Raw genomic sequence first — 13023 nt, 5'->3', positions numbered from 1 at the left:
CAATCCGCTTCGAAGCAAAGACCTGTTGTTAACGCGACATAGAGGCGAACCGTGCAGGCTGGCGACCATTCCAGAACCACGGATCGCCATGCCTGACTGCGCCTCTTCCCCCGCCCCCGCGACCATGATCGACGGGGCGGCGCCCGGCCTCGCCGGACGAGGTCCGTTCAGGCCCGAGGCCTGGCTGAACGCCCGCCAGCGGTCGAGCGTGCGTCTGGCCGTCTATTATTTCAGGGCCGTCGATGTCGTCGTCACGGTCGGCCTGGCCCTGGCGGCCCTTTGGTCGCTGGGCGACCTGGATCCCCGGACCCTGACCCTGGGCGCCGTCATGCCGCTGGCCCTGGGCGCGGTCGCGCTGCTGAGCCTGTTGCGCGGCCTGGGCCTCTACCGATTCGGACCGAACCCGGCGCCCCTGATCCATCTGGCCTGCGTGGTTGTGGCGGGGGTGGCGGCGACCGGGGCGGCGTGCGGCCTGGGCCTGGCGCTGGGCCAGGGTCTGGGCCCGGTGATTCCCTGGGGCGTAGGAACGACCGTCGTCCTGATCGTCCTGCACAGCCTGTGGCTGGCGCTGGTGGCGCGCTGGCGTCGTCAGGGGGCCCTGTCGCCCAATATCGTCGTCGTCGGCGCCACCCGCAACGCCGAGGCCCTGATCGAACGGGCGCTAGAGCGGCGCGATCTCAATGTGCTGGGCGTGTTCGACGACCGCCTGGCCCGGTCGCCCGACAGCCTGGCGGGCGTCCCCGTGCTCGGGGCCGCCGACGCCCTGCTCAGCCACCGGATCCTGCCCTATATCGACCGAATCATCCTGGCCATCGACGCAGAGGCCGGCCCTCGCGTGCGGGCGCTGACGGAGCGGCTCGAGACCCTGCCCAATCCGCTGACGATCCTGGTCGATTCAGAGACCGGGCGGAACGCGGTCCTGACCCGGCTGGCCGGCGCCCCTCTGGCCCAGATCGGCGGTGGCGTCAGCCCCGACGGTCGCGCCTTCGTCAAACGGCTGCAGGATCTGATCATCGGCGGCCTGGCCCTGGTCGCCGCCGCGCCGGTCATGGCCGTGATCGCCCTGGCCATCCGCCTGGACAGCCCCGGCCCGATCTTCTTCCGTCAGCGACGCCACGGCTTCAACCAGGAGGCCATCGTAGTGTGGAAGTTCCGCTCGATGCGCCATGCCGCCGCCGACGCCACCGCCAGCCGCCAGATCACCGCCGGCGATGACCGCGTCACCCGCGTCGGCCGCTTCATCCGCGCCACCAGCCTGGACGAACTGCCTCAGATCTTCAACGTCCTGACCGGCGAGATGTCTCTGGTCGGCCCCCGCCCCCACGCCATCGGCATGAAGACCGGCGACACCGAGTCGGCCCTTCTGGTCGCCGAATACGCCCATCGTCACCGCATCAAGCCCGGCATGACGGGCTGGGCCGCCGTCAAGGGCTCGCGCGGCCCGGTCAATACCGAGGCCGAGGTGCGCCGCCGGGTCGAGCTGGACATGGACTATATCGAGCGCCAGTCCTTCTGGCTGGACCTGTGGATCCTCCTGATCACCGTGCCCGTCCTGCTGGGCGACCGGGCCGCCGTCAGGTGAGCGAGAAACGCATGTTCTGGCGTGGCGTCTGGGGCTATCTGCCGGCCCAGATTGTCCAGGGCGTGGTCGGCTTCCTGACCATCGTCGTCTTCACGCGCCTGCTCAGCCCCGAGGATTTCGGCCACTACGCCCTGGCCTTCTCGGTGACGTCCCTGGCCCATACGGTCAGCTTCACCTGGCTGGAGGCCTCGATGGCGCGCTTCTGGGCCGCCGAACGCACGCCGAGCGGCCTGGCGATCCATTTCGCCAGCCTGTACCGCACCTCCTTCGCCGTCATCGCCGTCTTCGTGCCGCTGGCCGCCCTGACGGTCTGGCTTCTGCCCCTGACCCCGGCCCTCAAGCTGGCGGTCGGTTTCGGCCTGGCGGGGGCGCCGATCCGCAACCTGGCCAAGCTGGCGCAGGAACGCTATCGCGCCGCCGGCGAGGTGTCCAAGGCCGCTTCGGTGGACATCGCCGTCGCCGTCCTGGGCTTTCTGGTCGGGGCCGGTTTCGCCCTGGCCGGCGCGGGCGCCGCCTCGCCCATGCTGGGGCTGATGATCGGCCCCCTGTTCGCCCTGCCCTTCATCCTGCCCGGCGAACTGCGCCAGTCGGCCGGCGGGACCGTGGATCGCGCGCGGCTGAAGACCTACGCCGCCTACGGCTATCCCATCGCCGCCTCCTTGACCCTGACCCTGGTCCTGGCCTCGACCGACCGTTTCCTGCTGGCCGCCTTCATGGATGCGGGGGCGGTCGGCGCCTATCACGCCAGCTACAGCCTGGCGAACCGCACCCTGGATGTGATGTTCATCTGGCTGGGCGCGGCCGGCGCCCCGGCCATGGTCATGGCGCTGGAGCGCGGCGGCCGCGAGGCCCTGCGCCAGACGGCTCAGGAACAGGGTTCGACCCTGATCCTGATCGGCCTGCCGGCCGCCGTCGGCCTGGCCCTGGTCGCCCGCCCCCTGGCGGAGCTGATGATCGGCCCCGACCTGCGCGTCGCCGCCGCCCTGGTCACGCCTTGGATTGCGGCCTCGGCCTTCATGTCCGGCCTGATCGCCTATTATTTCGGCTTCGGCTTCACCCTGGCCAAAAAGACCGGCCTGCTGCTGGTCACCATGGCCATACCCGCCTTCGCCAATATCGTCCTGAACCTGGTGCTGATCCCCCGTCTTGGCGTTCTGGGCGCCGCGGTCGCCACGGCCTTCAGCTTCGCCATAGGCCTGACCGCCTGCCTGTTGATCAGCCGCCGCGCCATCGCCCTGCCCATCCCATGGGAGGCCCTGATCCGTTGCGGCCTCGCCTCGGTCGGCATGGCCCTGGTGGTCTGGCGCCTTCCGCCCCTGGGCGGTTTTGTCGAACTGGTGCTGGACGCGAGCGTCGGCGGGCTGGTCTATGCGGCCCTGGCGCTCACCCTGAACGCCGCCGGGGTGCGCGACGTGCTGAACCGATTGATCCAGTCCCGACGGGGGGCGCAGGCATGAGCGGCTCCCGCGCCGACATCCACGACAATCCCGGCTGGGTCGCCGCCCGGCCCCGGTTGTCGGTCCTGATCCCCTTCCTGGGCGACGATCCCGAGCCGCTGTTGCGCCGGCTGGATACCGAAGCCCCCACCCTGGCCGCCCGAGTCGAGCTGATCCTGTTGGACGACGGCACGGGCGACGCGGCCCTGACCGCCCGACTGAAGACCGCGCTGGACGCCCTGGCCCTGCCTGCCCGCCTCGTCACCCTGTCCGCCAACGAAGGCCGGGCGCGGGGCCGCAACCGCCTGACCATCGCCGCCCGCGCCGGATCCTGGCTGTTCCTCGACAGCGACATGAAGCCCGACAGCCCGCGCTTCCTCCAGACCTGGGTCGATCTGATCGCGCGCGACGACCCGGCCGTGGCCTTCGGCGGCTTCTCGCTGAAACAGGCGCCGCGCGACCGCCGCTTCGCCGTCCACCGCGCCCTGTCCGGCGCCAGCGAGTGCGTTCGGGCCGCCCAGCGCGCCAAGACGCCCGAGAAATACGTCTACACCTCCAACCTGCTGGTCCGGCGCGATGTCTTCGCCGTCGAATCCTTCGACCCCGGCTTCACCGGCTGGGGGTGGGAGGATGTAGAATGGGCCATGCGGGTCGCCCGCCGGTTCCAGGTGGTCCACATCGACAATCCGGCCACCCACATGGGCCTGGACACCGTGCCGGACCTGGCGCGCAAGTTCGACCAGGGCGCGGCCAACTTCGCCCGCGTCGTCGCCCTTCATCCCGCCATCGTCCAGACCTACCCCAGCTACAAGGCCGCCCGCGCCCTGAAACGCCTGCCGTCCCTGCCCCTGATCCGTCGCATGGCCCGGGGCGCGGCCCTGTCGCCCCTGTTGCCGACCCGCACCCGCGCCTTCGCCCTGCGTCTTTACCGGGCGGCCGTCTATGCGGACGCGATCTGATGCGGGATGTCGCCGTCGTCATCCCCACCCTGCGTCGCCCGGTCATGCTGGAGCGGGCCCTGCGTTCGGTCTTCGACCAGGTCGGATCCCTGGACCGGATCGCCGCCGTGGTCGTCGCCGACAATGACCCCGACGGTTCGGCCGCCGCCCTGATCGACCGCCTCCGGGCCGAGGCGCCGGTTCCCTTGACCTACGCCCACGCCCCCGTCCCCGGGGTCGCCACGGCCCGCAACATCGGCTTGGCCGCTGCCGACGCCCCCCTGATCGCCTTCCTGGATGACGACGAGGCCGCCTCCCCCGGCTGGCTGGCCGCCCTGTTGCAGGCCCAGGTTCAGACCGACGCCGACGTCCTGTTCGGCCCGATCCGGGGCCGCGTGCCTGAGGGCACGGGATGGACCACCGCCTATCTGGAACGCTTCTTCGGCCGGGACGGCCCAACAGAGAGCGGCCTGACCGACCAGGTCCACGGCTGCGGCAACAGTCTGATGGTCCGCGCCACGGCCCTGCCCGGCCCCGCCCCCTTCGACGCCGCCATGGACCAGACGGGCGGCGAGGACGACCGCCTGTTCACCGCCCTGCAAGCGCGCGGCGGCCGGTTCGGCTGGGCCGCCGACGCCTGGGTGGACGAGTTCGCGCCCCCCGACCGCGCCACCCTGAACTACGCCCTGCTGCGCGCCTTCGCTTATGGCCAGAGCCCCAGCCAGATGGCCGCCGCCCGCCGCGACTGGCCCGGCGTCGCCCGCTGGATGCTGATCGGCGCCGCCCAGGCCGCCGTCTGGGGCCTCGCCTCCTTCGCCCTCACCCTGCTCCGCCGCCCCGCCCGCGCCGAAACCCTGGACCGCACTGCGCGGGGATTGGGAAAGGTCTTCTGGACCAAGGGGTTCGAGCCGAAACTCTATGGCGCGGCGATGGTGCGGCGGAGCACGACCTGAGCCGGGACTATGGGTCAGCGCGCACAATTCCGAAGACGAACCGCCGTCTTATCAAGCGGTTGAAAATAAAAACGGCGGTCAAACCACCACTCTGCGGATCAGAAGTATGATCTGGCGCTGGTCTTTGACATCGCTATCGGATCCGAGCGTGAACGCCACTGAGGTGGGACTCATTGCACAGTACAATTTGAGCGCAGCATTTTCCGCCTCAATAACAGAGACTTGCCTCAAATTGCACAGATTGCACTCATTTTTCTCGAGCGCCACTCACCGACGTCGGCTCTACGTCAGCCCGCCAGCCGGCTGAGGAACTTCGGCGGCTTATAGGTCGAGCGGTTCATGACCACCCCGGCGATACGGCCGCCGACGGCCTCGATCTCGTCGCGCAGGATCACCGGTCCGCTCGCGGTCGCCCCGCCGGCCGCCACCACCAGCACCGTCATGTCGACGAAGGGCGCCAGGATGATCGCCATATCGTTGCGGTCGGCCGCCGGGCTGTCGATGACGATGGTGTCGGCGTGCGGCCTCAGGGCGTCCCAGTAGCGGGGCTCCCCCACCGCCTCGACGCGGTGGCCCGACCGCAGGGACTCCATATGGAACTGGGTCGTCCACAATCGCCCGCCCAGGCAAGGGCGTGCGGTCAGCAGGCGCGCGGGCGGAATGGGCTTGCCGTCCCGCCCCGTCGGGGCCGGCGTGACGGCGAAGAAGCTGGAGCCGTCGGGCGAGGCCTGGGCCGGCTTGCCCAGTTGGCCAAACCGGTCCGGTTCGGCGGCGATGGCGTCCAGCTGGCCCTGCTGGGCCAGGTCGCCGTCCACCAGCCAGACCGGCTTGCGCGCCCGCACGGCGGCCAGACGCGCGAACTCTCGCGCCACGGTCGAGACGCCTTCTCCGCTCGTGGCGGCGGCGAACTGGATCACGCGGGCGCGATGCGCCGGAGCAGGCCCCAGCGCCGCCCACAGGCCAGCCATCTCTGACGTCAAATCGACCATCGAATCGCTATGCGCGCTCCACCAGGTCCCAGCCTATCACGGCCACGCTGTCAGTGCGCCTTGGCCGGCGCCACCGCCAGGACCGGCATGTCCAGGGTCCGCCGCACCGAATCCGGCGTCGAAAAGCCCCGCCGCGTGAAGATCCGCAGCAGGCCCAGGCACAGGGCCGTGAAGCCGGCGAACAGGAAGACGGCGGCCAGGGCCGGAACCTTCAGGCTCTTGCCGGTCGCCGGCGGCTGCGCCCGCTCGATCACGGTGACATTGTCGGCGCCGGCGGCGACCAGGGCGTTGTCGGCGCGGCTCTGGCTCTCGCGCTGCTGGAACTCGCGGATGTTGGCGGTCAGGACTTCGCGATTGCCCGCCAGGGTCGCGTTTTCCGACTCCAGCGCCGTCAGCCGCGCCTGCCGCGCCCGAATGTCCGTCAATTGACGATCCAGGGCCGAGAGCCTTGCCGCCAGGGCGTCGCGGTCGGCCTGGGTGTTGATCCGATTGGTCTCCAGCTCGGTCCAGACCGGGTTCGGCCCCGTGCGGACCTCCTTGGGCCCCACCGCCGTACCCGTACCCACATAGGCCTGAAGCTGGGCGATCCGCGCCTCGATGTCCCTCACCGGCTGGGCGTCGGGCTGGTAGCGGGACAGCAGTTGTTCCCGCTCCGTCCGCAGTTGCAGCACCTGGTCCTGGGCCGAGATGTTCAGGTCCTGCTGTAGCGCCACTTCGGCCGGCGTCGCCGCCTGCTGCGCCACCAGGGTGTTCAGCCTCTGGCTGGTCTGATTCAACAGGCTCTGGGTCGACATCCGGTCGGTGAAGACCGTCTGATAGACGGCGGCCAGGGTCGTCTTGGCGGCGGTGAAGTCGCCGATATCGTTGCTGGTCAGGAACTGCTCATAGGCCTGATCCGCCGCGCTCAGATCGCCTTCGAACGCCAGTCTCTGGGTGGCGATCGCCGGGGTCTTGTCCTGGAACACCTCGCGGCGATAGGCGAGGTATTGCTCGATCACCGTGTTCAGCACCCGCGCCGCCCGTTCGGGATCGTCGGCCTCATAGCTCAGGCGGATGACCGCGCTGCCCGGCGCCGTGCCGACGCCCAGGCTTCCGCCGACCACCTTTCGGGCCGCCGCCTCGGCCTGCGCCTTGGATCCCGTCGGCGTCTTGCCCAGGATCGCCGCCGCCCCCAAGGCCTCGACCACGCGCTGGCGCACCTGCCCCGAACTCAGGATCGCCGCCTCAGAACTCGCGACCTCGTCCCCCTGCGGCGCCTGCCCCCGCTCCGCCGTGCCGACGCGCGGCTGATAGACATATTCCTGGCCCACGCCCGCAAACACCGCGCCTTGGGCCGTATAGGTCTTCTTCAGCGTCAACACCGCCGCCGTACCCAAGGCGAAGATGACCAGGAAGACGACGATCATCAGCAGCAGTTCGCGGAACAGCAGGCCGACGACATCCAGCACGCCGTAACGCGGTCGGGTCGTGACATAGGCCGTCGAACGCATGGGCGGGCGAATCCAGGAAACTCTTGGTCCGTTTCACCTTTCGCCCACCGGCGTTAACCATCGGTTACCCATAAGGCGCGAGGCTGCAATCAACCTGTTTTCGTCGGACCAAACCGATTCCATGACGCCAGATCGCCGACTGTTCCTGCTGGCCCTCGGATCGGCCGCCGCGACCCTGGCCGCTTGCGGCGGGGGCAACGCCGCCCGCATGCCGCGCCCCATCGCTCGCACCGACAGGGTGCAGACCTCCAGCCGCGAGGACTTCCCGGCGATCCCCTTCGCCGACTGGACCGACGAAGAGCCGGAATACCTGCTCTACCCCGGCGACGAGATCGAGGTGGCCCTACCCACTGCAACCGAACTGACCCGCACGCTGAAGGTCGGCCCGGACGGACGCGTGGCCCTGCCTTTGATCGGTCAGGTGATGGCGGCCGACCGCACCCTGCCCGAGCTGGAGCGCGACGCCTCCTCGGCCTACGCCTCGCAACTGGTGCGTCCGGTGGTGGAGGTGACGTTGAAGCAGGCCGGCCCGATCCGGGTCTGGATCGACGGCGAGGTGCGGACCCCGGGCGTCATCGAGATGACCGGCGACCTGGACGCCTATCAGGCCGTCGTCCAGGCGGGCGGCTTCCTGCCCTCGGGCAAGCCGGATCGCGTGGCGCTGATCCGGCGCGGCCCCGGCGGGTCGCGCATGATGCGGGTGGTCGATCTGCGCCCACGTCGCGGCGAGGTCGTGGCCTTGCGTCGCGGCGACATCATCTTCGTGCCGCGTTCGACGCTCGGCGAACTCGCCGCCTTCTTCACTCAGGTGCGCGCCGCCATGCCGATCGGCTTCAGCTATTCGATCAACGGATCGAACGGCAACGGCTACGCCACCTTCTAGAGATCAGGCGGCCAGCCGCACCACGCCCATGTCGATATACCGGCGCGCGGCCTTCTGCGCTTCGGCGATCTCTTCGCGTTCCATCTCCAGGCTCATCTCGCGGCGATAGACGCGCGCTTCGATCGAACCCTTCATGGCGGCGAGGTTGAAAATCATGTGGGCCGAGACCCGGTCCATCGGGCAACCGCCCGATCCGGCCGAATACATCATGCCCAGCTTGAACAGGTCGTCGCCCGACATATCGGTCGTCGGCAGCGGCAGGCCCTCGGTCTCCGAGTTGGCCTGCAGGTCGTGCGCCATTTCTTGCGCGTTCATCACCGTATCTCCTGAACGGGCTCCGTTCTGGGCCCGCCTCTGATCACGCATCAAATACCGCCGGTTTGAAGTTAAAGTTAACAGCGAAATCCGCCGCCAAACTTTTAAGTAAAGCAGGAATGAATACTCCCACGACGATTCAGAAGTTTGAAATCTGTTGGAAATCTCTTGTTTACGACTTTCGAGCCCGTTGACCGAACAGGATCGCCCGCGCCGCTTCCGAATCCTTGCCGGACGCGCCCGCATTTCCCCGTCGATCTTCCAGCAGGGCTCGCCCGATCTTGACCGCCGGCCGCGCCCCGACCCGTTCGAGCCAGGCCGCAAGATTTGGAAACTCGTCCAGGGTCTGGCCTTGCAATTTCGGCAAGATCCACGGCCAGGCGGCCATGTCCGCGATGGAGTAGTCGCCGGCCAGGTATTCACGGTCTTGCAGGCGCCGATCCATCACGCCGTAAAGCCGATGGGTCTCGTTCGTATAGCGTCGCACCCCATAGGCGATCTGGCGCTGATCCCGGATCATGGCCGGCGCATACTGGCGGAAATGGTGCGTCTGGCCCGCCATAGGTCCCAGCCCGCCGACCTGCCAGAACAGCCACTGATCGACCTCGACCCGGGCGCGCGTCTCCGTAGGATAGAAGCGTCCCGACTTGTTCCCGAGGTACTGCAGGATAGCCCCGGACTCGAAGATAGAGATCGGCTCGCCCCCCGGTCCGGCAGGATCGACAATGGCCGGCATTCGCCCGTTGGGGCTTATGGCCTGGAACGCCGGGTCGAACTGCTCGCCGACGCCAATATCGAGCGGCTTGACCTCATAGGGGAGCGCCATCTCCTCCAGCGCGATAGAGACCTTCCATCCGTTCGGCGTAGGCCAGTACCAGAGTTGGATCGGTGCGGTCATCGACGGCCTCAATGAATGTCTTGCTGACATTTGGGCGCGTCGACGGCCCCCCGCAACGGGCGTTTCATTCCTGACACGATCGTTCAGGAGGCGTTCAGGCGAGAAATCCGAGCTTGGCCCTCATCAACGGGCCAGTTCGTCGTTTCCGTCGGCGGCCCAGAATGGAGCAAGAAAATGAACCGCTTCACCAAGGCAGCCGTCGTCGCCATCGCCCTGTCCACCACGGCCGTCCCCATGCTGGCCGAGGCCCAGAACCGCGACCGTCGGGAATATCGTGAAGATCGCCGCGATGACCGGCGTGACTATCGTGACGAACGTCGGGACGACCGCCGGGACTGGCGTCAAGGCGACTACAACAATCGCCAGGACTATCGTCAGGACCGCCGTGACGACCGGCGTGATTATCGCGATGACCGCCGCGACTATCGCAACGACCGTTGGGATCGCAGCAATCGCGATTGGTGGCGCGGGCGGTCGGACTTCCGTGGGTATAACGGCCCGCGTTCCGGCTATTGGTATGCGCCCAGCTACGGCTACTACAGGGTCGAACCGCGCTACTCCGGCTATCGCTGGAGAACGGGCGGATACCTGCCGGCTCAGTACCGCAGCTACTATGTCAGCGACCCCTACTTCTACAATCTGAGGCCGGCTCCGCGCGGCTACCGCTATGTCCACGCCGGCAGCGACATTGTGCTGATCGCGGTCGCCACCGGCCTGATCGCCAGCGTCCTGGCCAACGTCTATTAAAGATGCCGGATAGGTGAAGCTGAAAGCCCCGCGAGACCCGTTCGCGGGGCTTTTTGACAGGCGGATTTCGATGAGAAAACTGTTCAGTCAGGGTTCATCGACAGGGCGCAATCATCCCCACGAGCCGCCGGAGAACCGGCGTGCAGGAACAAAAGACCATGAAACGCCTCCTTATGGCTTTCACCGCAGTCGCCGCCGTAGCAGGGCCGCTCGCCGCCCCGGTCCAGGCCCTGGCGCAGGAGGATCAGCCTCGTCGCGAACAGCGCGACGCCGACCGCCCCCAACGCCCGCAGATCTCGCGCGGTGAACGTCCGACGCCCAACCGTCCGAACGCGTCTCGCCCGGAAGCCGCGCCCCCGGCGGAACGGCCTCAGAACAGCGCACCTCGCCCAGATCGGCCGAGGACCGACGAATCCCGCCCCTCGCGGCCGGACCGTCCAAACACCGGCAGCGGCTCTGACCGCCCTTCCCGCCCCGATCGGCCGGAAGGCGGTTGGAACCGGCCCGACAGGCCGGAAAACGGCGCCGGTCGTCCTGACCGGCCCGACGCCGGCGGCAGGCCGGAGCGGCCAGGCGACGATGCGGGGCGTCCAGATCGTCCGAGCAATGGCGGGAACCGGCCGGACCGGCCGAATGACAACTGGAACCGACCCAGCCGCCCTGACCGTCCCGGCTCGGGCTGGAACCAGGACCGTGACCGGCATGACGACTTCCGGCGCCGCTTCAACAGCGATCAGTGGCGGCGCGACTTCTATCGGAACCACCGCTCTGACTGGTGGCGGAACGACCGACGCTTCCATGGCTACAGCGGCGTGCGGATCGGCTTCTATTTCGCGCCGGGCTGGGGCTACTACAGCGTCCCGCGCTCCTACTGGGGTCGCTACTGGTCGGTAGGCAACTATCTGCCGGACGTCTTCTGGCGCTACCGGCTGGAGGACTGGCGCACCTATGGCCTGGGCTATCCGCCCGAGGGCACGCGCTGGGTGCTGGTCGACAACACCATCTATCTGATCGACGAGTACGACGGCTATATCATCGACGTCATTCGGGACGCCTGGCGCTGGTAGTCTCGACGAAGAAGGCCCGGAGAGCGATCTCCGGGCCTTTTTACTAGAATGGGTCGCTCAAGCAGAGAGCGGCCGCGCCGCGAGCGTTAGCGGCCAGCCGGGGGTTTGGGGGCCGCAGCCCCCAAAATCAAAGCCCCAGCTTGGCCTTCAGGATGTCGTTGACCGCCGCGGGATTGGCCTTGCCGCCGGTGGCCTTCATCACCTGACCGACGAACCAGCCCAGGGCCTGGGGCTTCTCGGCGACCGCAGCCGCCTTGTCCGGGTTGGCGGCGATGATCTCATCGACCGCCTTCTCGATAGCGCCGGTGTCGGTGACCTGTTTCAGACCATGCTTCTCGACCACTTCGGCGGGCGAGCCCTCGCCGTTCCAGACGTGATCGAAGACCTCCTTGGCGATCTTGGAGGAGATAACGTTGGTCTCAATCAGTTCGACCAGCTGGGCCACATGGGCGGCCGGCAGCGGGTTCTCGCTGAAGTCCTTGTGGTCGGCGGCCAGGCGCGCCGAGATCTCGTTGGTGACCCAGTTGGACACCAGCTTGGCGTCGCGGCCTTTCGCGGCGGCCTCGAAATAATCGGCCTTGGCCTGTTCCGAGATCAGCACGATGGCGTCGTATTGGGACAGGCCGTACTGGTCCATCAGCCGTTTGCGCTTGTCGTCCGGCAGTTCAGGCAGGGACGCCTTGATCTCGGCGATCCAGGCCTCTTCCAGGTCCAGCGGCAGCAGGTCGGGATCGGGGAAATAGCGATAGTCCTGCGCCTCTTCCTTGGACCGCATCGAGCGCGTCTCGCCGGCCGTCGGATCATACAGGCGCGTCTCCTGAGTAATCGAGCCGCCGTCCTCCAGAATCTCGATCTGACGGCGCGCCTCGTACTGGATGGCCTGGGAGATGAAGCGGAACGAGTTGACGTTCTTGATCTCGCAGCGCGTGCCCAGGAAGCTGAAATCGCCGCTGGCCTTGAACTTCTCGTAGTTGCCCGCACGGCAGACCGAGACGTTCACGTCGGCGCGCAGATTGCCCTTCTCCATGTCGCCGTCGCAGGTGCCCAGATAGATCAGGATGGTCCGGATCTTCTTGACGTAGGCCACCGCCTCTTCCGGCGTGCGCAGGTCGGGGCGCGAGACGATCTCCATCAGGGCGGTGCCGGCCCGGTTCAGGTCGACATAGCTCTCGGTCGGCGACAGGTCGTGGATCAGCTTGCCCGCATCCTGCTCCAGGTGCAGCCGCTCGATGCCGACGTTGAAGAAGCTGCCGTCCTCGGCCTCCACCTCGACCACGCCTTCGCCGACGATGGGATAATAGAGCTGGCTGATCTGATAGCCGGTGGGCAGATCGGGATAGAAGTAGTTCTTGCGGTCGAACTGGCTGCGCTTGTTGATCTGCGCGCGCAGGCCCAGGCCGGTCTTCACCGCCTGTTCGACGCAGTGCTTGTTCAGCGTCGGCAGCATGCCGGGGAAGCCGGCGTCCACCAGCGAGACCTGTTCGTTCGGTCCCGCGCCGAAGCCGACGGCGGCGCCGGAGAAGAGCTTGGCCTTGGAGGCCACCTGGGCGTGGATCTCCAGCCCCATGACGATTTCCCAATCGCCGGTGCGGCCCTTGATCGTTTTCGAGTTCGGAACAGTGTCGGTCATGGGTTCGTCCTAGCGCCGTCGGCGGCGGCGAGAAAGAGGCTGTCTTGAGGGTGTCGCGAAATCGCGCTCAACATCGGTCGCCTCAATGGAGAATC

The 13023-nt window shown here is 67.8% G+C and carries 12 protein-coding genes; 7 read left to right on the top strand and 5 right to left on the bottom strand.

All coding sequences use genetic code 11. From position 1 onward, the window contains the following. Positions 1-88: 88 nt before the first annotated feature. From OU998_RS07200 to OU998_RS07185, 4 genes are read left to right on the top strand one after another with little or no spacing between them, the layout of a single operon-like run. The gene (locus OU998_RS07200) at positions 89-1582 is read left to right on the top strand and encodes an exopolysaccharide biosynthesis polyprenyl glycosylphosphotransferase (protein ID WP_267516263.1); all 1494 of its coding nucleotides are present in this window, start codon (positions 89-91) and stop codon (positions 1580-1582) included. After that, positions 1579-3039, top strand: a complete 1461-nt coding sequence (locus tag OU998_RS07195; protein ID WP_324287981.1) for a lipopolysaccharide biosynthesis protein — start codon at positions 1579-1581, stop codon at positions 3037-3039. Before OU998_RS07200 ends, OU998_RS07195 begins: the two co-directional genes overlap by 4 nt. Further along, positions 3036-3977, top strand: a complete 942-nt coding sequence (locus tag OU998_RS07190) for a glycosyltransferase family 2 protein (RefSeq protein WP_267516261.1) — start codon at positions 3036-3038, stop codon at positions 3975-3977. The genes OU998_RS07195 and OU998_RS07190 overlap by 4 nt, the downstream gene beginning before the upstream one ends. Then, positions 3977-4909, top strand: a complete 933-nt coding sequence (locus OU998_RS07185) for a glycosyltransferase family 2 protein (protein ID WP_267516260.1) — start codon at positions 3977-3979, stop codon at positions 4907-4909. Before OU998_RS07190 ends, OU998_RS07185 begins: the two co-directional genes overlap by 1 nt. A gap of 287 nt (positions 4910-5196) precedes the next feature. On the opposite strand, the gene OU998_RS07180 is transcribed toward OU998_RS07185, so the two are convergent. Continuing rightward, the gene (locus OU998_RS07180) at positions 5197-5898 is read right to left on the bottom strand and encodes a hfsB (protein WP_267516258.1); all 702 of its coding nucleotides are present in this window, start codon (positions 5896-5898) and stop codon (positions 5197-5199) included. Positions 5899-5948: 50 nt separating this feature from the next. Continuing rightward, entirely contained in the window at positions 5949-7388 is a 1440-nt protein-coding gene (locus OU998_RS07175; RefSeq protein ID WP_267516256.1) for a GumC family protein, read from the bottom strand. Positions 7389-7509: 121 nt separating this feature from the next. Between OU998_RS07175 and OU998_RS07170 the strand changes: the two genes are divergently transcribed. Further along, a complete protein-coding gene (locus OU998_RS07170) occupies positions 7510-8271 on the top strand; it encodes a polysaccharide biosynthesis/export family protein (RefSeq protein WP_267516254.1) in 762 nt (253 codons plus the stop codon). A 3-nt stretch (positions 8272-8274) separates the two neighbouring features. Here the strand turns inward: OU998_RS07170 and OU998_RS07165 are convergent, their stop codons facing one another. Further along, a complete protein-coding gene (locus tag OU998_RS07165; protein ID WP_267516253.1) occupies positions 8275-8586 on the bottom strand; it encodes a sel1 repeat family protein in 312 nt (103 codons plus the stop codon). 172 nt (positions 8587-8758) lie between these two features. Continuing rightward, positions 8759-9484 (bottom strand): glutathione S-transferase N-terminal domain-containing protein, encoded by a 726-nt coding sequence (locus OU998_RS07160; protein ID WP_267516252.1) that lies wholly within the window; start codon positions 9482-9484, stop codon positions 8759-8761. A gap of 174 nt (positions 9485-9658) precedes the next feature. Here OU998_RS07160 and OU998_RS07155 point away from each other — a divergent pair, with 174 nt between their 5' ends. Both OU998_RS07155 and OU998_RS07150 read left to right on the top strand, forming a co-directional pair. Then, on the top strand, positions 9659-10231 hold the full coding sequence (locus OU998_RS07155; RefSeq protein WP_267516251.1) for an RcnB family protein: 573 nt from the start codon (positions 9659-9661) through the stop codon (positions 10229-10231). A 158-nt stretch (positions 10232-10389) separates the two neighbouring features. Further along, positions 10390-11298, top strand: coding sequence for an RcnB family protein (locus OU998_RS07150; protein ID WP_267516249.1), 909 nt, complete (start codon positions 10390-10392; stop codon positions 11296-11298). 127 nt (positions 11299-11425) lie between these two features. On the opposite strand, the gene gatB is transcribed toward OU998_RS07150, so the two are convergent. Then, positions 11426-12928 (bottom strand): Asp-tRNA(Asn)/Glu-tRNA(Gln) amidotransferase subunit GatB, encoded by a 1503-nt coding sequence (gatB, locus tag OU998_RS07145; RefSeq protein ID WP_267516248.1) that lies wholly within the window; start codon positions 12926-12928, stop codon positions 11426-11428. Between the last annotated feature and the right edge of the window lie 95 nt (positions 12929-13023).

This window comes from Brevundimonas sp. SL130 (genome assembly GCF_026625805.1).
Lineage (GTDB): Bacteria > Pseudomonadota > Alphaproteobacteria > Caulobacterales > Caulobacteraceae > Brevundimonas.
This window is presented reverse-complemented; position numbering and strand designations above follow the sequence as displayed.

Excerpts from the sequence above, each read along its gene's own strand:
- OU998_RS07180 (WP_267516258.1), bottom strand. The coding sequence starts at position 5,898 with ATGGTCGATTTGACGTCAGAGATGGCTGGCCTGTGGGCGGCGCTGGGG.
- OU998_RS07200 (WP_267516263.1), top strand. The coding sequence starts at position 89 with ATGCCTGACTGCGCCTCTTCCCCCGCCCCCGCGACCATGATCGACGGG.
- OU998_RS07150 (WP_267516249.1), top strand. The coding sequence starts at position 10,390 with ATGAAACGCCTCCTTATGGCTTTCACCGCAGTCGCCGCCGTAGCAGGG.
- OU998_RS07185 (WP_267516260.1), top strand. The coding sequence starts at position 3,977 with ATGCGGGATGTCGCCGTCGTCATCCCCACCCTGCGTCGCCCGGTCATG.
- OU998_RS07175 (WP_267516256.1), bottom strand. The coding sequence starts at position 7,388 with ATGCGTTCGACGGCCTATGTCACGACCCGACCGCGTTACGGCGTGCTG.
- OU998_RS07165 (WP_267516253.1), bottom strand. The coding sequence starts at position 8,586 with ATGAACGCGCAAGAAATGGCGCACGACCTGCAGGCCAACTCGGAGACC.
- OU998_RS07190 (WP_267516261.1), top strand. The coding sequence starts at position 3,036 with ATGAGCGGCTCCCGCGCCGACATCCACGACAATCCCGGCTGGGTCGCC.
- OU998_RS07155 (WP_267516251.1), top strand. The coding sequence starts at position 9,659 with ATGAACCGCTTCACCAAGGCAGCCGTCGTCGCCATCGCCCTGTCCACC.
- gatB (WP_267516248.1), bottom strand. The coding sequence starts at position 12,928 with ATGACCGACACTGTTCCGAACTCGAAAACGATCAAGGGCCGCACCGGC.
- OU998_RS07160 (WP_267516252.1), bottom strand. The coding sequence starts at position 9,484 with ATGACCGCACCGATCCAACTCTGGTACTGGCCTACGCCGAACGGATGG.
- OU998_RS07170 (WP_267516254.1), top strand. The coding sequence starts at position 7,510 with ATGACGCCAGATCGCCGACTGTTCCTGCTGGCCCTCGGATCGGCCGCC.